Raw genomic sequence first — 18,286 nt, 5'->3', positions numbered from 1 at the left:
GGGTTTAATTAATACTGTTAATTTATAATATTCAATCTGGCTGATACCGGGTTCATGCCGAACTCCGTTCATCCTCCTTTATAAATCAACTAATTAATGGTGGTGATTAATTAGATTGAAACACGAAATAGCTTAATCTTTTATTTTATGTTTTCCTGCATAGCCTGATGCCATTTGATTTTTGAATACACGACCACCATAATATTCTCTGATCTAAAGCATCAGGGTATCCGGGATTTATATTAAATGCCTTGTTCATTACGCCCTGGCACAACAGTGGTCTGGTATTCGATAAAGTAATTTCATATTCAGCTATCATAGTAGTCGTTTTAATAAAACTTAAAGAACTATTACAATACAAACATACAATATAATCTACTAATTTAGTAGTATTTATTTAAAAAGAAGCAAAACCTAACTTAATCACCTGTATTACAGCCAATTATTTTTAAAACAAAACCTAAAACAACAATAATAAACCCCAACAATACCTTGATAAATCTCAATATCTTCAGGCTTTCCTATACCCTCGACCTCTTTGAACCTAATGATAAATTTTTATCTTTGATCATCAATAAAAAGGCATATTATAGCTTTATTGCAAAAAACATCATACTAATTGAAAACCTCATGAAGAAGCGCATCGCCATATTTGCCTCAGGATCAGGATCCAATGCCCAGAAAATAATGGAGCATTTTAAACGAAGCACGGAAGTTGAAATCGCTTTGGTGCTGACCAATAACCCTGACGCTTATGTTTTACAACGCGCCGACAACTTCGAAATTCCTTCTCATGTGTTTGACAGGCATGAATTTTATCAGACAGATAACATCATCGACCTGCTAAAAAACCTGGAAATAGATCTAATTGTACTTGCAGGATTTTTATGGTTGATCCCTAAAAATCTTATCGCTGAATACCCTGGTCGCATCGTCAACATCCACCCTGCTATTTTACCTAAATTTGGTGGTAAAGGCATGTACGGCGACAACGTGCACAACGCGGTACTGGAAGCCAAAGAAACGGAAGGTGGTATCACCATTCACTATGTAAACGAACATTATGATGAAGGGGAATACATTTATCAGGCTAAATACCGCATCGATAAAGACGACAATCTGGAGATGATCAAATTTAAAGGTCAACAATTAGAGCACCTCCACTACCCAAAGGTGGTAGAGAGCATTTTGAAAAAGATAAAGAAGTAAAAACTACTTCGGCATACTGTTTATCCAGTCGCGGATCAGTTTAACTCCCTCTTTATGAATTACTGTGCGTGCCAGTTCTGGCATTGCAGTGCCAGGCTCAGTACTATTCATGCTATAAAATAACATAGAATGAGTGGCATCCCCTGGTATAATATCATAATCAAGTCCACCTGCACCACCACCAGCAGAAACGGGAACTTTTCCTATTCCCAAATGATTGGGATTAGTTTGCTCCTATTCTAAAACAAGCCTGTATTGTAAGCATCGCCGCCTTTAGTATGACAGTGTGCACAATTTATATCCAGATATTAAATACTTTCATGAATTTAATCATTTTTTACGTAAAAAAGGAATAAGACAAGTATAAGACAAATACGGGTTTCGCTATACACACATGGGAAATCGTTCGTAGACGCTTTTATCAAACTCCATAGTAAGTCCATAGTGAGTCCATTTCAAGTCCATGTATTTACGTAAAAACATGGACTTGAAATAAAGTTATTCTATATTTAAGTTGGATGAAAATAAAGGAGTATACAAAGCATAGTAAAGCCGATACAGAAGCCTACTAGTCGGACAATTAGGCCCCACAAAACCTAGTTAGCAATACCATAAATAAACATTTGACAATAAAAGAAAAACCGGTAACTTTGCGGCTCAAATTTTTTCCTCCAATGAGTCAATCTATAAAGATCAAAAACGCTTTAATTTCAGTTTATTACAAAGATGGTTTAGAACCATTAGTTCGCTTACTTGCCGAGCAAGGTGTACAATTATTCTCTACCGGAGGTACCGAACAGTTTATTAAAGACTTGAATATTCCTGTTACAGCTGTTGAAGACCTTACAGGTTACCCATCAATTTTAGGTGGAAGAGTAAAAACATTACACCCTAAAGTTTTTGGTGGTATTTTAAACCGTAGAGCGCTAGGATCAGATCAGGAGCAGATTGCACAATATGAAATCCCTGAAATTGACTTAGTAATTGTTGATTTGTATCCTTTCGAAGAAACTGTTAAAGCCGGTGGTTCTGAATCAGACATCATCGAAAAAATAGATATTGGTGGTATTTCTCTAATCAGAGCTGCTGCAAAAAACTTTAATGACGTAGTAATTTTGGCATCTAAAGATGATTACTCGACTTTACAAGCACAGTTAGAGGCGCAAAATGGAGAAACAACTTTAGCACAACGTAAAGCTTTTGCTAAAAAAGCATTCCATACTTCTTCTCATTACGATACTGCGATCTTCAATTACTTCAACAATGAAGAGCCGTTAAACGTATTTAAACACAGTATCAACCAGGCACAATCTTTAAGATACGGTGAAAACCCACACCAACAAGGTGTATTTTATGGTGATCTGGATGCCATGTTTACCAAATTAAACGGAAAAGAACTTTCATACAACAATTTGGTTGATGTGGACGCTGCTGTCGCTTTAATTGATGAGTTTGAAGCACCAACTTTCGCGATATTAAAACATACCAATGCTTGTGGTGTAGCTTCAAAAGCAACCATTTTAGAAGCTTGGAACGTTGCACTTGCTTGCGACCCAGTTTCAGCGTTTGGCGGTGTATTGATTGCCAACAGAGAGATTGATTTAGCTACCGCTACTGAGATCAACAAATTATTCTTTGAAGTTTTGATCGCTCCTTCTTATCAACCAGAGGCTGTTGAGCTTTTCCGCGCTAAAAAGAACAGAGTAATTTTACAACGTAACGAGATTGAGCTGAGCAAAAAACAGTTTAAAACTTTATTAAATGGTGTAATTGAGCAGGATAAAGATTTAATTATCGAAGGTCCTGAACAAATGACAGCTGTAACTGAAAAAGCACCTACCGCACAAGAATTACAAGACCTATATTTCGCTAATAAAATTGTAAAACATACCAAATCAAACACCATCGTTTTTGTTAAAAATGATCAGTTATTATCAAGTGGTGTTGGTCAAACTTCCAGAGTTGATGCCTTAAAACAAGCAATTGTTAAAGCTGATGCTTTCAATTTCGACTTAAAAGGTTCAGTTATGGCTTCTGATGCATTTTTCCCTTTCCCGGATTGTGTTGAAATTGCTGCCGAAGCTGGCATCACTGCTGTTTTACAACCAGGTGGTTCAATTAAAGATGCTGACTCGATAAATATGGCTAATGAAAAAGGAATTGCCATGGTTACTACTGGTGTTAGACATTTCAAACACTAATTTATTTATCCACGAATACAATAAAAAGCCGTAGTTTTACATTAATATAGTACATAGAATTATTAATACTTAAATTATCACCTATAGATGGGTCTATTTAATTGGTTTACACAGGAGGTTGCTATCGATTTAGGTACGGCAAACACCTTGATTATACATAATGACAAAGTAGTAGTTGATGAACCGTCAATCGTTGCTTTTGACAGACAAACAAATAAAATTATTGCGATTGGGAGGCAAGCCATGCAAATGGAAGGTAAAACCCATGATAATATTCGTACCGTAAGACCTTTGAAAGATGGTGTGATTGCAGATTTTAATGCTGCTGAAGCCATGATTAAAGGGATGATTCGGATGCTGAACGGCGGTAAAGGTTGGATGTTTCCTTCATTAAGAATGGTGATTTGTATTCCTTCAGGCATTACTGAGGTTGAAAAACGTGCAGTAAGAGATTCAGCTGAAATTGCTGGTGCGAAAGAAGTATACCTAATCCACGAACCAATGGCTGCTGCGGTAGGTATTGGAATTGATGTGGAAGAGCCTATGGGTAATATGATTATCGATATCGGCGGTGGTACTACTGAAATTGCAGTAATTGCCTTGTCTGGTATTGTTTGTGATCAATCTATCCGCGTTGCCGGAGATAACTTCGATTCGGATATTGTAAACTACATCCGTCGTCAGCACAACATCATGATTGGTGACCGTACAGCTGAAAAGATTAAAATTGAAGTCGGCGCCGCCTTACCTGAATTGGCTGATCCACCTGCTGATTTTGCAGTTCAAGGAAGGGATTTGATGACAGGTGTTCCTAAACAGATCACCGTTTCTTATACTGAAATTGCACATTGCCTGGATAAATCTATCTCGAAAATCGAAGAAGCAATCCTTAAAGCTCTAGAGATCACTCCTCCTGAGTTATCAGCTGATATTTACCAAACTGGTATTTATTTAACTGGTGGTGGTGCGTTACTTCGTGGATTAGATAAACGTGTAGCTGCTAAAACTAAGCTTCCTGTGCATGTGGCCGAAGATCCTCTTCGCGCTGTTGTTCGAGGAACAGGTATCGCCTTAAAGAACATTGGCGGTTTTAAATTTTTAATGCAATAATTAAATGAATAATAGTTTAATGAAGGTTTCTAAAGAATATTAGAAACCTTCATTATTTACATCTATCTGAATATGCGTAACCTTTGGATTTTCTTAAACAGATATAACGCATTTTTCTTTTTCATTATATTTTTCACTATTGGCATTGTCCTTACTGTAAAAAATAATGCCTATCAGCGCAGTGTAACCGTAAATTCTACCAATGAGGTCGTAGGTGAAGTATATCAGAACCTGAATGTTTTAAAGAAATATATTACGCTAGGAACTGTAAACGACAGTCTCGCAGCTGAAAATGCCAAACTGAAAACGGAACTGCTTACCCTTAAAAATATTGATAGCGCGAAGAAAATTGTAGTTAAAGACACGCTTAATAATCCACAGTACACTTATTTATCCGCCCGGGTAATCAAAAACTCAATTACGCTGCGCAATAATGTCATCACGATCAATAAGGGAAGTGCAGATGGAATTGCACCTGATATGCCTGTCATATCACCAGGTAAAGGTGTTGTAGGCTTTGTGATGGATGTTTCTGAACATCTTTCCACCATCCGCTCTTTATTGCATAAAGACACTAAAGTCAGTGTGAACATTAAAAAGAGCGATGCACTGGGATCTTTGGTATGGGGTATTGGCAATTCAGATTACAGAAAAGCCTTTGTAAAAGAAATTCCAAATCACTTTAAGATTAATCTTAAGGACACCATCATTACTTCAGGTTTTTCTTCCTTTCCTCCAGGTATTCCTGTGGGAGTGGTAACCAATACTGCGGTAGCAACCGGCGACAATTTCATGTCCATAGAAATAAAACTTTTCAATGATTTCAGTACTTTGCAATATGTGTACGTTATTCTTGATAAATACGCCGTAGAACAAAAAGAATTAGAAGCAAAGTTGCCACATGAATAGCAGATTAGTATTGGTAAATATAGTTAGGTGGTTTGTGCTACTCTTGATTCAAATCCTTTTGCTAAGGAATTTGAGTTTTTATAATATGGCCACCCCTTTTGTGTACATTATCTTCCTTTTACTGGTTCCGTTTAGCACCCCAAATCTGTTGTTATATCTAATTGCTTTTGTGACTGGATTAACGCTGGATGCTTTTTATGATACACTTGGTGTACATACAGCCGCCTGTGTAGCACTGGCCTTTGTAAGGATTTTGTTTATTTCGGTAACGATGAGCCGGGATGGTTTTGATGAACCCGAACCTACATTGGGTAATATGGGCTTTAAATGGTTTATCATTTATGCGCTTTTATGTACTACAGCCCATCATCTGGTACTTTTCTTTCTAGAAACTTTTAGATTAGCAGAGTTTTCTTACACTTTGTTGAGGTGCTTTTTTAGCATTATATTTACCTTGTTTACTGTTGTATTGATAGAGTTTATATTCTATAATAGAAAAATGCGCTAATGGATAATCTGTTTAATCGGAAATATACTATACAAGGATTATTCATTGTTATTGGCTTAATTTTACTTGGAACACTTTTTTACATACAGGTAGCTACCGATAAATACTTCATCTCTGCGGAGAGTAATGTATTGCGTAAGATTTATACTTTTCCAGCCCGTGGTGTTATCTTCGACCGAAATGAAAAGGCGCTCGCTCAAAATGAAGCGGTGTATGACCTCATGGTTATTCCCAACCAGGTAAAGCGCTTTGATACGGCTGCTCTTTGTCGCATTATAAACATCGACATGGAACGCTTTAACCGAAACTTCAATAAAGCCAGTGCCCAGTCAAGGTATCAGCCAAGTATTTTTGAGCGTCAATTATCTATACAAGTTTATGCGACCTTATCGGAGCAATTATCCCGCTTTCCGGGCTTTTTTGTACAAAGTAGAACCATTAGACATTATCCTGATAGTGTAGCTGCTCATTTCCTTGGGTATATTAAAGAGGTAACTAAGCTCGACATACAAAACTCCGAAGGCTATTACCGTTCGGGCGATTATATTGGTAAATCAGGTGTAGAAAAATCTTACGAAACTTTGTTAAGAGGTGAACGAGGTGTAGTGAATATGCTTTATGATGCCCGCAATGTCCCTAAAGGAAGTTATGCTGAAGGCCGATTTGATACTGCAGCTGTTTCTGGAGATCGGCTGATTTCGTCACTAGACCTGAATCTACAAAAACTTGGAGAGGAATTGATGCACAATAAGGTAGGCAGTATTGTTGCCATAGAACCTGCATCAGGAGAAATTCTTACTTTTGTAAGCAGCCCAAGTTACGATCCTAACCTAATGGTTGGTAGAAACCAAGGGAATAACTATATGGAGCTGCTAAAAAACCCTAACAGGGTGTTCAACATCAGGCCTATACAGGGTTACTATTCACCAGGTTCATCCTTTAAACCTTTAGACGCGCTACTGGGACTTCAGGAAGGTGTAATTGATCCAAACACTACCTTTAACTGCCCAGGATACTTCAAAGTAGGTGGCCATACGGTAAAATGCGAACACGTAGATGGAAATATCGCCTTGCGGAAAGGCTTGGCCAGATCTTGTAATACTTACGCTTGTTATGTGTTTCAAAAACTACTTACACAGCGTAAATTCCCAAACCAACGGGTAGCTTATGATGCCTGGCAAAAGATGGTCAAAAAATTTGGACTTGGAGAAAAATTAGGAATCGACCTTCCTTCTGAGCGTAATGGCAGGTTGTACGATGCAGCCTACTACTCTGGCAAATACAGTAAATACTGGAATTATGGTACGGTTATTTCCCTGGCCATTGGACAAGGTGAGATGGATGCTACCCCATTGCAGATGGCCAATATCATGGCGATTATTGCCAATCGAGGCTATTATATTAAGCCCCACCTGGTAAAAGCCATTGGTAAAAACAGGGTGATTAAAAAAGAATACGTTAAAAGGAATTATGTTGACGTAGAAGCCAGACATTTTGAATCAGTGATTGATGGGATGCAGGACGCTGTAAATGCGCCATGGGGAACAGCAATTCAATCCAGGATAGATGGTATTCTGATGTGTGGTAAAACCGGTACTGTACAAAATCCACGTGGTAAAAACCACTCTGTGTTTATTGGCTTTGCCCCAAGAGACAATCCTAAAATCGCTATTGCCGTAATTGTAGAGAATGCTGGCTATGGTAGTACATATGCTGCGCCTATGGCCAGCTATATTGCCGAACAATATTTAAGAGGTCAGTTACCTAAAAACAAACTTGCCGAGGTTGAATGGATGAAGAAGCAAGTAATTTTGCCGGCACCACCTAAGCCTAAAGTTAAACCAAAAGCGAAAGATACAGATTCGGTTGCACCAGCAACTGCAGCTCCTGCGCCAGCTCAGGTTACGACAAATAACACAACGACAACAAGCACACCTATTCCGCCTCCACAATGATCAATCAGCAAAACAGCAACAGGTTTTTCTTTAATGTTGATTGGATTACGATCCTGATCTATGTTGCATTATGCGGCATTGGCTTTGTGAATATTTATGCTTCTATCTATAATCCTGAGGAGTCGACAGTCTTTAATTTCACAACCAATTACGGTAAGCAGCTAATTTTTATCATTACTGGATTGGTACTGGGCTTATCTATATTATTACTGGACGCTAAATTTTTCAGCATATTTTCTCCCATCATTTATGGTGTTACGATGCTCTTATTGATTGTCGTACTCGTTGTTGGGCGTAATGTTGGTGGGAACCAGGCATGGATACCTATAGGATCCTTTCGTTTACAACCTTCCGAGCTCGCTAAATTTGGTACAGCTCTTTTGCTGGCAAGGTACATCAGCTCCTTTAACCCAAAGCTAAACACTTTAAAGCCTGTATTAATTGCCGCCCTAATCATTGTGATTCCGATGTGCCTGATCATGCTACAACCAGATGCAGGTTCTATGTTGGTATTTCTTTCCTTTATGTTCCCATTATACAGGGAAGGTTTACCAGGCTATTTACTGGTTGTATTTTGGGGAATGGTACTTTTGTTCATCCTTAACCTTTTTCTTGCGCCATGGGTATTGATATCGTCTATTTTGGCAATTGGTGGATTGTTTATCTACTTTAATAAGAAGAAACAGCAACGGATGATTATGATTGGCGTGATTACTTTTGCTGCCATCGGTTATCTGTTTATTGCTAAGGTTATCTTCGAAAATGTACTGCAACCTCATCAGCGCACGCGTATTGAGTTGATACTTGGCCTTAAAACTGATCCTAAAGGTGCTGGATACAATGTAAATCAGTCCAAAATAGCCATTGGCTCAGGTCAACTTACCGGTCGTGGATTTTTAGAAGGTACACAAACCAAATACGGTTATGTCCCGGAACAAAGTACCGATTTCATCTTTTCTACTATTGGAGAAGAATGGGGATTTGTAGGCTGTTTTGTTGTGATTGCCTTATACCTATTTTTACTCCTCAGAGTGATTAACCTTGCCGAACGGCAACGATCCTCGTTCTCGAGGGTTTATGGCTACTGTGTGGCTTGTATTATCTTCTTCCACGTATTTATCAATATAGGGATGACCATAGGAATTATACCTGTAATCGGTATCCCATTGCCATTTATCAGCTACGGAGGATCTTCATTATGGAGCTTTACCGTATTGCTGTTTATCTTTTTAAAGTTAGACTCTAACCGGATGGGCTTTATTTAGCCGGGAAGCGTTGGTTTAACAATTCATAAAATTGATCAACAGTACTTTGCTTTGATGTCCAATTATTTTTCACAGCATAGTTCTGTTGCAAGAAATTATCGGCAGTTTTAAAATCAGGCATTTTATTGATCAAATCGATCGCTTCTGCGTAAGCAAGGTTGTAACCGTTAAACAGATCCTTAATGTAAAGCAATTTCTGATTTAGGTTTATGGCCTGTTTTAAATCCGTTATGGTAGTTTTATTGTTTTCTTCATTCAGACTTGTAGCAAAGTTACTTTTTCCTGCCAGTATATCATTTAGTGTAGGACGCGGGGCTGCTTCCTGTATCTGGGGAGTTTCCTTTTCTGGTTCTATTTTTTCAATAGGTTTTTGTTGCAGCTGGCCGTCTCTTAACCTTTGCTTTGCAGCAATAATCTCTTCTTCCTCTTTGCTTAATGGCCTGTCGAAAATCGTGCTAACAGATTGCTCTTCAAATTCAAACTTCTCCGTCAAGGGCTCACTGTTGAGCAAAAACTCAAACTTTAAAGGTTCAGGTTCTTCTGCTATCTCTTCCTCGTTAGCGGCAGCATATTCAGCTTCAAGCTCCTCAAGTGTTTTTTCTTTAGGCAATTCAGGTTCTTTAACCAGTTCAGGCTCCTTAGCTATTTCGGGCGCTTTCGCTACTTCTGGTTCTTTTGCTACTTCCGATTCTTTGATAACCACCACTTGAGCAACAACAGGGCTTTGATCTTCCGTATGTGCTGGTATAGCTTTTACAGCTTTATTGCTATTGATTTTTCTTACAATCTGAACATGATCTGATAAAAAGTTTGCATTTGCCAGAAAGAGCTCCAATTCTAACTCATTGAGTTGACTAGGATTTCGAGCTAAAAACTCATATTGATCCTGAAGTTCGATTAATATCTGTCCTACTTTTTTAAAAATATCCTCTTGGTTCATCATAATGTAATAACGGAAGAATTGATCCTTTATGTTGGTAACTTGACGTTCAAAAGTACTACAAAATTCTGATATTGCGGGCTCTTAAATCCTATTAAGCAATGTTATTCAGCGAACAAAATTACAGACGAGGAGAGTACTGCGGCAGTATTGAGGTAATTTGCGGCTCTATGTTTTCGGGAAAAACCGAAGAATTATTGAGAAGATTAAGGAGGGCACAGATCGCGAAATTAAACGTCGAAATCTTCAAACCCAAAACAGATACCCGCTATGATGAGACTGCTGTTGTTTCGCACGACCTGAACTCGGTGGAGTCTACACCTGTAGAAACCTCAACAGCAATCTTACTCTTAAAACCTGACACTCAAGTTGTGGGTATTGACGAAGCTCAGTTTTTTGATGACAACTTACCGGAAGTTTGTAACCAGCTTGCAAAAAAAGGGATAAGAGTAATCATCGCCGGCCTGGATATGGATTATATGGGCAAGCCTTTTGGCCCTGTTCCTGCCCTCATGGCTATTGCCGAGCTGGTCACTAAAGTAAATGCAGTATGTATGCGATGTGGCAGTCCTGCGGTTTATTCATACAGAACTGTTGCCAACGCCAATAGGGTGCTCTTAGGCGAAAAGGATAGTTACGAGCCAAGATGCAGGCATTGTTACCATCTTGGAGACATAGAATAGCTTATTATTGGCAATACGGTTTATGTGATCAACCATTAGGACAATTTTTGCATCGTTTTCCCGTGAGGTACTTTTCACAGCACACCTTTTTTTTCTTATCCTTCTTTTTATCTTTCTTTTTATCTTTTTTCTTTGACATGGCCTGATAGGATAATCAATAAACAAAAAAAGGTACATACTGTTTTGCTTTTCGCATAGTATGTACCTCATATAGTTTTTCCCGGAAAACCGGAAATACAGGTGTCTTAAGCTTCGCTGTAGGTGATTTGACCAACATGTTTGTCGATCTGCCATCTGCCAGTTCCTTCTTCACCAATTACATCAAACAATTCAACAGCTCTTCTAGCTTTGTACTCTTCTTCTCTTTGTTCTTTAAAGAACCAGTTTAAGAATTCAAGCGTTACAAAGTCCTGCTCTTTGTGGCAACGGGCAGCAATATTTTTGATAGATTGTGTTACGCTGATTTCTTGCTCCAAAGCCTCTTCAAAAACCTCACGGAATGAGTTGTATTCAGCTTTAACCTGAGTGATTTCAGGAGAAACTGCATTACCACCCATATCTAAAACATATTTGAAGAATTTCAATTGATGTAATCTTTCTTCTTCTGCTTGTGCAAAGAAATAATCAGCAGAACCATCGTAACCGTTCCTATTACACCATGAAGCCATAGATAAATAAATTGCCGATGAATGTGCTTCTTTTTTTATTTGTTGGTTTATAAGTGTCTCTACATCTGATGAGAGTAAACACTTAACACGCATAATGTCTTTCATATATTGTATGTATTAAGTTCCAATTTTCTAATACAAAAATACGGCTAAGTATTCACAATACTCAAAATAAGAATAATATGGAAAGAATCTAATTCTAGCCTAATCAGCTAATTATACGATGCAGACGATCGTAGATGATGTGATTTAGTTCCAGCATCACAAATGTCCCTTGTAACAACTCCTTTAAAGCAATGATCTCTATTAAAGATAAAACGTAGCAATGATCGCAGGCGCAAATGAAGAGAATCTCTACATCAGGAGATTTGGTATTATTGAGCAACAAATCCTCAATATCAATATGATAGACAGCCTTTTTTAACTTCAGAATATTACGGTAGTCAAAGCGGGCTAGCTTTCCTGCAAAATCGACGTACCAGCAATTTTCAAGATCAGATTGATAGATTGCACCTGCCTTAGTGCTAAACACCTCGACAAAATCGACTGAAGACTGGATGGTTAAATTTTGCATTAATACCTATTGATTAATACAAAGGTGATTATTATTTAGATTTATTCCAAATCAACAGGAAGTATTTTTATAATTTTATTTTTCGATGCGCATATTTACTGCCAATCCATCCGAATTTGCAGGTCACCTGACTTATAATCGTTCTAAATAAAAAAAAAGCAGCTTAGCAATCATAATATTACATTGTATTTATAATGCAAGGAGTAACTTTACAAAATTATGGCTCAGGGTTTGATAGCATCGTTATAGATGAGACATCTTCCTTTGCATTTAAGCACCGCTACTAAGACAATTATGATATTAAGCCTTATTCATGGAGAACAAAGCTGAAAATCCATCCATACCTAACGAAGAAGTTAAAGGCCCGGGCAAATTAGCACGTATGTTTTTAACTTTATATGATGTTTACAAGTTCATAGCTCGCTTCTTTAAAGAAGGCTTTCTGCCTCCCTACGAGCTAAAAGAACTATTTCGCCAGTGTTATGAAATTGGTTACCGTTCGGCCCTGCTGATCTCTACCACAGGATTTATTACTGGAGTGGTATTCACCAAACAGTCGCGCCCCTCTTTATCAGAGTTTGGTGCAACTTCATGGCTACCTTCTCTAGTGGGAATTGCCTTATTAAGAACCCTTGCTCCTTTGCTTACTGGTCTTATTGCGGCCGGAAAAGTAGGTTCTAGCATAGGTGCCGAATTGGGTTCGATGCGGGTTACGGAACAAATTGATGCGATGGAAGTTTCGGCAACCAACCCATTCAAATTCTTAGTATCTACCCGTGTGCTGGCAGCCACCATTACCATCCCTATCCTTACATTTTATACAGCGATGGTTGGGATGCTGGGTGCATTACTGAATGTATCCATGAGTGAAAACACAAGTGCACGTGCCTTTTTTCAATCTTCACTAGAGCAGATCACCTTTCTTGATTTTACTGCCTCAACAATTAAAGCTATTCTTTTTGGTTTTACCATAGGAATGGTTGGCTGTTACCAAGGGTATAATTCATCAAAAGGAACCGAAGGTGTGGGTAAGGCAGCAAATTCTGCTGTAGTAATTGCCATGTTCCTCATTTTTATTGAAGAGGTAGTTTCAGTCCAATTTTTTAGTCTGTTTAGAACCTAATTTTAACGATGGAACAAAAACCGACACTTAAAAACACTGAAAAAGTAATAGAGATCAAAGGATTATATAAATCCTTTGGCAACTATCATGTACTTAAAGGAGTTGATCTTGACCTTTACAAAGGCGAAAACCTTGTTGTTTTGGGAAAATCTGGTACAGGTAAATCAGTACTCATCAAAATCCTGGTAGGCTTACTTACGCCCGACGTTGGCGAGGTAAAAGTATTGAATCAGTACGTTGATCAGATTACCTATAAAGAATTGCTAGCGTTAAGACTAAAAGTAGGCTTCTCTTTTCAAAATAGTGCATTGTATGATAGTATGACGGTAAGGCAAAACCTTGAATTCCCATTGGTAAGGAATCAAAGGAACCTAACCAAAGCAGAGGTTAACCTCGCTGTGGAGGAAATGCTAGATGCCGTGGGTCTGCTACAAACCATCAACCAAATGCCTTCTGAATTATCAGGTGGACAAAGAAAGCGTATTGGTATTGCAAGAACATTGATCCTCCGTCCAGAAATCATGCTTTATGATGAACCAACCGCAGGTCTTGATCCTATTACCTGTCTGGAAATTAACAGCCTGATCAATCAAGTTCAAGAAAGATTCCATACCAGCTCCATTGTAATTACGCATGATCTTACCTGTGCTAAAGCTGTTGGCAACAGAGTAGCCATGCTTTTAGACGGGCAATTCCAACATATTGGAACATTTGAAGAAGTATTTAACACAAACGATGAAAGGGTTAAACCTTTTTACGATTATAATTTTATTCAGTAAAAAATATGCAAGCAACAGACAACCGTAAACAGATAACAGTAGGTGTATTTATACTCCTCGGCTTAGTCATATTCGTTTTAGGGGTATTCACTTTAGGAAGCCAAAGAAAAGCATTTGTAAAGAGCTTTACTGTAAACGCTGTTTTTAATGATATACAAGGTTTAAAAGCCGGAGGCAATGTTTGGTTTTCAGGGGTTAAAATCGGTACGATCAAAAAAATCCAGTTTTATGGCACCTCACAGGTTCAGGTGTCTATGAGCATCGAGGAGGACTCCCACAAATACATCCATAAAAATGCATCGGCAAGTATCAGTTCTGATGGATTGATTGGGAATAAAATTATTGTCATTACCGGTGGTAGTCCGAAATTCCCTTTTGTTGAAGATGGTGACCAGTTACAGGTAGCGAGTACGCTATCTACGGACGACATCATGAAAACTTTTCAGGTGAACAACAAAAACCTGGTAGATGTAACTTCAGATTTTAAGGTATTGGCCAGCGGTCTTGTTGAAGGAAAAGGTGCTGTAGGGGCTTTACTTACTGATGAGCAAATTGCTAAGAACTTTAAAGCAATTGTAGAGAACCTTAAAACCACTACCGAGTCGACAAACAGAATGGCTGAACAAATGAACACGTTTAGCAAAACTTTGAATACAAAGGGTGGCTTAGCAGATAAGTTAATGACAGATACGGCTGTGTTTGCCAGACTTCAACAAGCAGTGACTGAGTTACAGAAAACCGCTCAATCGGCTTCGGCAATGACAGAAAACTTAAACAAAGCAACGTCTAAATTTAATAAAACAGATAATGCTGTGGGTTTGTTGATCAACGATCAAAACACTGCCGACCAGGTTAAAGTGATTATGCAGAATATGGAAACAAGTAGCAAGAAGCTGGATGAAAATCTGGAAGCACTTCAACATAATTTCTTGCTGAGAGGCTTCTTTAAGAAGAAGGCGAAGGCTGAAGCGGCTGCGGCAACTCAAAAATAACCGTTCTCTTCAAGAGCTGCATTAATCGCTGAAGAAGCGAAGAACGCTGAGGCTCTTTCTGAGAAGGTAATTTTTGTCTGACAGCATGGTGGCTAACTGGAGCGGTTTAGGATCGTGCCTAAGCAGGGTTTTTAGTTGATTACTGTAAACTCCTTTTTCAATTTGATATCTTCTGACGAGTTGCCGATCATGACTTGGAATTTACCGGGTTCAACTGTCCAGTTCATGTTTTTATCGAGCAGGGCCAGATCATCAGGGTGTAGTACAAATTTTAGGGTTTTAGTCTCACCAGGAGCAAGACTTACTCTATCGAAACCTCGCAGAACAGATTCATAGGTTGTTACACTACTTACCAGATCTTTAAGATATAACTGTACTACTTCATCACCTTTTCGGGTTCCGGTATTTTTTACATGGACACTGATTTGGATGTCTGCTTGTTGGTGGATTTCTGTTTTGCTGATTTGTAGATTGCTGAATTCAAAAGTGGTGTAACTTAATCCGTATCCAAAGGGATATAAGGCCCCTAATACACGTGTTTTACCATTACCGTTGGGGTCATCATTTTTACCCTGACCAGCTTGAGAACCCGGTTTGAAAGGGAAGTTTAATTCGATCTGACCAATGGATTTTGGATAGGTCATGGTTAACTTACCGCCAGGATTGTTTTCGCCAAATAGGGTTTCTGCAACCACTTTCCCAGCCGAAGGTCCCGGGAATCCAGCTTGAAGGATCGCTGGTAAATAGCGGTTCTCCCAGTTGATGGTTAGTGGACGACCGTTTACCATCACCATCACAATAGGTTTTCCCGTAGCGTATAGGGCCTGTAATAATAGCAGTTGACGGCCGGGTAAGTTTAGACCTGTTCTTGATTTACTTTCACCAACCTGATTATCTGTTTCACCCACAACTGCAATTACGATGTCTGATACTTTTGCATCTGCAACCGCTTTATCGATTTGTGCTTGCTCTTCGGTAGTTAATTCTGTAGGGATAATTTCACTTTCAGGCCATTTGGCATCAATCACCTCACAGCCTTTACTGTAATTTACTTTTGCGTTATTACCTACAAAGGCTTTAATCCCATCCAAAATAGAGATTATGGGATTATTAGAAGGTCCGTATCTACTTGTCGTGTAATCTATTTCCGTTGCCAATGGACCTGTAACCAGTATATTTTTGTATTTATTGATGTCTAGCGGGAGAAGGTTCTTTTCATTTTTTAATAAAACCATTGATTCTCGGTTCAATTGAACAGCTAATTCCTCATCAGCTTTGGTGTGAACCTTTTTATCTGTTGTAGCCGGATCTTTTACATACGGATCATCAAACAGACCCAATCTAAATTTCACCCTTAACACATCACCAACGCGTTCATCCAGTGTTTTCATCGAGATAGAACCTTCCTTTACCAACTCTCTTAATGGAAGTATAAAGTTTTCCGGCATAGTGAAGTGCGTACGCACGTTCAATCCGGCCTGTATCGACTGTCGTACAGCCTCTTTATAGTCTCCAGCAACATGATGCTTACCCGAAAGAAATTCTACAGCCTCGCTATCCGAAACCACATAGCCATCAAAGCCAAATTGTTTACGCAATAGTTCTGTCAGGAAGTAATAGCTACCGGTTACCGGTTCTCCATTCCAATCATTGTAGCTGCTCATAATCCCCATTGGCTTAGCTTCCTGAATTACTCTTCTAAAAGGGTAAAGAAACATTTCGTGCATTTCTCTTGGGGCGACATGTGGATCGGTACGTGCCTGCCCATCTCGTCCGCCTTTAGGCACACTGTATACCGCATAATGTTTTAAAGTAGCTGCCGCTCCTTGATCTTGAATACCCAAGGTCATTTGCTTGCCCATTTCGGCAATCAGGAATGGATCTTCTGAATAGCATTCTACTACCCTGCCCCAACGCGGATCTCTGGCCACATCAAGTATTGGCGCATACACATTGGTATAGCCTAAAGCCCTGGCTTCACGCCCTACAATGCTTCCGGCTTGGTACACCAGCTTTTTATTCCATGTACTGCCAATATTTACAGGAGCAGGAAAAGGAGTAGCACGGTCGTGGCACAAACCATGAATTCCTTCATTACTAAAATCTACAGGGATGCCCAAACGTGTTTCCTCAACAAACCATTTTTGCACCGTATTGATCGCATTCGCATGTTTACTGGAAGGGAAAGAATATTCGGTTACCGCTTTTTTATTATATGGGAGACTGTTTAACTCTTCATCTATATTTGCAATACCATCCTTCCAGATTTTCGTTTTCCATTCTGGGGTTGGCATTTCGTCTTTCAGTACCCTGCCATAGCCATATAATGTGGCAGTCTGACAAGTTTTCTCCTCCAGATTCATCTGGCTCAACAAATCCTTTACCCGGGCATCAATAGGTTTTGAAGAATCTTCAAAAACATCCATCTTCCCATTTTTATTAAAATCTACCCAGCCTTTATGGTAGATATTCTTATGCTGTGCAATAGCGGAATCTGCTAAAAGGGTCAATGCAATAACTGCAAGCGACTTGTATTTCATCATGTGTTAAAAAATTACGGCAAATATGATGCTACCAAATTACCTTTTTAAGCCAAGCGTAAATTGGCCAATGAATCAGTTATTTTTACATGCCGTTATCATTAAATCAGATCAATATACCAATACCCGGCAAGCGCATCCCCAACAGGAGATGGATAGGTTCTAAAAACCTTTTCACCTATAGTAAAATCTATAGGCTGCTTAAATATAGGGCCATCAAAGACAAAAGTATGGAACTCGCCATTCTCACCACATGGGTCTATACCTGTCGGCAGATCAGCAATAAAAGTTTCATCAATCACTCTTCCGCAGAAATCTTCCAGACCTTCTTTAGCGCATACCACAATTGTTTTATAGCCCAAGCCAATAAATTCTTTTAAAATAGCCGTAGTATCTCTTTTCCAAAGCGGAAAAACAGCTCCCAAACCTATTTCGGACAACTTGGCCTCCCTATAAGCCTTTAAATCTTCCAGAAATATATCTCCAAAAATAGAATGGGTAATGCCCTCCGATTTAAGCTGCATTAAGTGTCTATGCATATGGTCTTCATAAACCTTCATCTCCGGTGATTCAGGCAAACGAATTTGATATAACGGGATATCAATACTTTTGGCTTGAGCAATCAACAGGCTTTCCCTTACACCATGCATACTCACCCTATTAAACGCGTCATTAACTGTAGTCAACAGATAACGTACATCAAAACTTTCATCTTGTAGGATATGATGTAAGGCCAGTGTACTATCCTTACCACCACTCCAATTAAACACACTAATTTGTTTCTTCATTGCTTTAACTAACAGCTAAAGATACGCAAGCGCTAGAAATAT

General features: G+C 38.8%; 18 protein-coding genes. 11 read left to right on the top strand and 7 right to left on the bottom strand.

The genetic code is table 11. The features are described 5' to 3' along the window. Nucleotides 1-145: 145 nt before the first annotated feature. Nucleotides 146-319, bottom strand: coding sequence for a hypothetical protein (locus EZ444_RS27230; protein WP_165503618.1), 174 nt, complete (start codon nucleotides 317-319; stop codon nucleotides 146-148). A 311-nt stretch (nucleotides 320-630) separates the two neighbouring features. Here EZ444_RS27230 and purN point away from each other — a divergent pair, with 311 nt between their 5' ends. Continuing rightward, nucleotides 631-1,209, top strand: a complete 579-nt coding sequence (purN, locus tag EZ444_RS14260; protein WP_131609851.1) for a phosphoribosylglycinamide formyltransferase — start codon at nucleotides 631-633, stop codon at nucleotides 1,207-1,209. Between the two features lie 3 nt (nucleotides 1,210-1,212). Here purN and EZ444_RS14255 read toward each other — a convergent pair whose 3' ends face one another. After that, complete coding sequence (locus tag EZ444_RS14255; protein ID WP_131609850.1) at nucleotides 1,213-1,422, bottom strand: hypothetical protein; 210 nt, start codon at nucleotides 1,420-1,422, stop codon at nucleotides 1,213-1,215. Between the two features lie 461 nt (nucleotides 1,423-1,883). Between EZ444_RS14255 and purH the strand changes: the two genes are divergently transcribed. From purH to rodA, 6 genes are all read left to right on the top strand, one after another. Beyond that, nucleotides 1,884-3,410 (top strand): bifunctional phosphoribosylaminoimidazolecarboxamide formyltransferase/IMP cyclohydrolase, encoded by a 1,527-nt coding sequence (gene purH, locus EZ444_RS14250; protein ID WP_131609849.1) that lies wholly within the window; start codon nucleotides 1,884-1,886, stop codon nucleotides 3,408-3,410. Between the two features lie 87 nt (nucleotides 3,411-3,497). Continuing rightward, the gene (locus EZ444_RS14245; RefSeq protein WP_012780976.1) at nucleotides 3,498-4,520 is read left to right on the top strand and encodes a rod shape-determining protein; all 1,023 of its coding nucleotides are present in this window, start codon (nucleotides 3,498-3,500) and stop codon (nucleotides 4,518-4,520) included. A 72-nt stretch (nucleotides 4,521-4,592) separates the two neighbouring features. Further along, nucleotides 4,593-5,429 (top strand): rod shape-determining protein MreC, encoded by an 837-nt coding sequence (mreC, locus tag EZ444_RS14240; RefSeq protein WP_131609848.1) that lies wholly within the window; start codon nucleotides 4,593-4,595, stop codon nucleotides 5,427-5,429. Further along, nucleotides 5,422-5,937 carry a rod shape-determining protein MreD gene (locus EZ444_RS14235; protein ID WP_131609847.1) on the top strand — a complete coding sequence of 172 codons (516 nt, stop codon included), beginning with the start codon at nucleotides 5,422-5,424 and terminating at the stop codon, nucleotides 5,935-5,937. Before mreC ends, EZ444_RS14235 begins: the two co-directional genes overlap by 8 nt. Further along, nucleotides 5,937-7,892, top strand: a complete 1,956-nt coding sequence (mrdA, locus tag EZ444_RS14230; protein WP_131609846.1) for a penicillin-binding protein 2 — start codon at nucleotides 5,937-5,939, stop codon at nucleotides 7,890-7,892. Before EZ444_RS14235 ends, mrdA begins: the two co-directional genes overlap by 1 nt. Beyond that, nucleotides 7,892-9,157, top strand: coding sequence for a rod shape-determining protein RodA (gene rodA / locus EZ444_RS14225; RefSeq protein WP_394347789.1), 1,266 nt, complete (start codon nucleotides 7,892-7,894; stop codon nucleotides 9,155-9,157). Before mrdA ends, rodA begins: the two co-directional genes overlap by 1 nt. Here rodA and EZ444_RS14220 read toward each other — a convergent pair. Further along, nucleotides 9,150-10,100, bottom strand: a complete 951-nt coding sequence (locus EZ444_RS14220) for a hypothetical protein (RefSeq protein ID WP_131609844.1) — start codon at nucleotides 10,098-10,100, stop codon at nucleotides 9,150-9,152. The two genes, rodA and EZ444_RS14220, sit on opposite strands and share 8 nt — an antisense overlap. Nucleotides 10,101-10,198: 98 nt before the next feature. Between EZ444_RS14220 and EZ444_RS14215 the strand changes: the two genes are divergently transcribed. Then, entirely contained in the window at nucleotides 10,199-10,780 is a 582-nt protein-coding gene (locus EZ444_RS14215; protein ID WP_131609843.1) for a thymidine kinase, read from the top strand. A 245-nt stretch (nucleotides 10,781-11,025) separates the two neighbouring features. Here EZ444_RS14215 and EZ444_RS14210 read toward each other — a convergent pair whose 3' ends face one another. After that, nucleotides 11,026-11,553, bottom strand: coding sequence for a ferritin (locus EZ444_RS14210; RefSeq protein WP_131609842.1), 528 nt, complete (start codon nucleotides 11,551-11,553; stop codon nucleotides 11,026-11,028). Between the two features lie 103 nt (nucleotides 11,554-11,656). Further along, on the bottom strand, nucleotides 11,657-12,022 hold the full coding sequence (locus EZ444_RS14205; protein WP_131609841.1) for a hypothetical protein: 366 nt from the start codon (nucleotides 12,020-12,022) through the stop codon (nucleotides 11,657-11,659). A gap of 313 nt (nucleotides 12,023-12,335) precedes the next feature. On the opposite strand from EZ444_RS14205, the gene EZ444_RS14200 reads away from it, so the two are divergent. Genes EZ444_RS14200 through EZ444_RS14190 form a run of 3 tightly spaced genes read left to right on the top strand, consistent with a single transcriptional unit; the run spans nucleotide 12,336 to nucleotide 14,916 of the window. Further along, entirely contained in the window at nucleotides 12,336-13,145 is an 810-nt protein-coding gene (locus EZ444_RS14200; protein WP_131609840.1) for an MlaE family ABC transporter permease, read from the top strand. A gap of 8 nt (nucleotides 13,146-13,153) precedes the next feature. Then, nucleotides 13,154-13,924, top strand: coding sequence for an ABC transporter ATP-binding protein (locus EZ444_RS14195; protein ID WP_131609839.1), 771 nt, complete (start codon nucleotides 13,154-13,156; stop codon nucleotides 13,922-13,924). 5 nt (nucleotides 13,925-13,929) lie between these two features. Beyond that, nucleotides 13,930-14,916, top strand: a complete 987-nt coding sequence (locus EZ444_RS14190) for an MlaD family protein (RefSeq protein WP_131609838.1) — start codon at nucleotides 13,930-13,932, stop codon at nucleotides 14,914-14,916. 131 nt (nucleotides 14,917-15,047) lie between these two features. Here EZ444_RS14190 and EZ444_RS14185 read toward each other — a convergent pair whose 3' ends face one another. Together EZ444_RS14185 and EZ444_RS14180 are read right to left on the bottom strand one after the other, a co-directional pair. After that, nucleotides 15,048-17,459: a glycoside hydrolase family 3 N-terminal domain-containing protein gene (locus EZ444_RS14185; protein WP_225874737.1), complete on the bottom strand. Its 2,412-nt coding sequence runs from the start codon at nucleotides 17,457-17,459 to the stop codon at nucleotides 15,048-15,050. Nucleotides 17,460-17,557: 98 nt separating this feature from the next. Next, nucleotides 17,558-18,244, bottom strand: coding sequence for a Dph6-related ATP pyrophosphatase (locus tag EZ444_RS14180; RefSeq protein ID WP_131609837.1), 687 nt, complete (start codon nucleotides 18,242-18,244; stop codon nucleotides 17,558-17,560). Between the last annotated feature and the right edge of the window lie 42 nt (nucleotides 18,245-18,286).

It is taken from the genome of Pedobacter hiemivivus (assembly GCF_004331685.1).
GTDB lineage: Bacteria > Bacteroidota > Bacteroidia > Sphingobacteriales > Sphingobacteriaceae > Pedobacter > Pedobacter hiemivivus.
Note: the sequence above shows the minus strand (reverse complement) of the source record. Positions and strands in the feature narration are given on the sequence as shown.

Bases quoted from the DNA above. Each gene is read 5' to 3' on its own strand.
- EZ444_RS14215 (WP_131609843.1), top strand. From the start codon at position 10,199: ATGTTATTCAGCGAACAAAATTACAGACGAGGAGAGTACTGCGGCAGT.
- EZ444_RS14210 (WP_131609842.1), bottom strand. From the start codon at position 11,553: ATGAAAGACATTATGCGTGTTAAGTGTTTACTCTCATCAGATGTAGAG.
- EZ444_RS14185 (WP_225874737.1), bottom strand. From the start codon at position 17,459: ATGATGAAATACAAGTCGCTTGCAGTTATTGCATTGACCCTTTTAGCA.
- EZ444_RS14235 (WP_131609847.1), top strand. From the start codon at position 5,422: ATGAATAGCAGATTAGTATTGGTAAATATAGTTAGGTGGTTTGTGCTA.
- EZ444_RS14190 (WP_131609838.1), top strand. From the start codon at position 13,930: ATGCAAGCAACAGACAACCGTAAACAGATAACAGTAGGTGTATTTATA.
- mrdA (WP_131609846.1), top strand. From the start codon at position 5,937: ATGGATAATCTGTTTAATCGGAAATATACTATACAAGGATTATTCATT.
- EZ444_RS14245 (WP_012780976.1), top strand. From the start codon at position 3,498: ATGGGTCTATTTAATTGGTTTACACAGGAGGTTGCTATCGATTTAGGT.
- purH (WP_131609849.1), top strand. From the start codon at position 1,884: ATGAGTCAATCTATAAAGATCAAAAACGCTTTAATTTCAGTTTATTAC.
- EZ444_RS27230 (WP_165503618.1), bottom strand. From the start codon at position 319: ATGATAGCTGAATATGAAATTACTTTATCGAATACCAGACCACTGTTG.
- EZ444_RS14220 (WP_131609844.1), bottom strand. From the start codon at position 10,100: ATGATGAACCAAGAGGATATTTTTAAAAAAGTAGGACAGATATTAATC.
- EZ444_RS14200 (WP_131609840.1), top strand. From the start codon at position 12,336: ATGGAGAACAAAGCTGAAAATCCATCCATACCTAACGAAGAAGTTAAA.
- mreC (WP_131609848.1), top strand. From the start codon at position 4,593: ATGCGTAACCTTTGGATTTTCTTAAACAGATATAACGCATTTTTCTTT.
- EZ444_RS14205 (WP_131609841.1), bottom strand. From the start codon at position 12,022: ATGCAAAATTTAACCATCCAGTCTTCAGTCGATTTTGTCGAGGTGTTT.
- EZ444_RS14180 (WP_131609837.1), bottom strand. From the start codon at position 18,244: ATGAAGAAACAAATTAGTGTGTTTAATTGGAGTGGTGGTAAGGATAGT.
- EZ444_RS14195 (WP_131609839.1), top strand. From the start codon at position 13,154: ATGGAACAAAAACCGACACTTAAAAACACTGAAAAAGTAATAGAGATC.
- purN (WP_131609851.1), top strand. From the start codon at position 631: ATGAAGAAGCGCATCGCCATATTTGCCTCAGGATCAGGATCCAATGCC.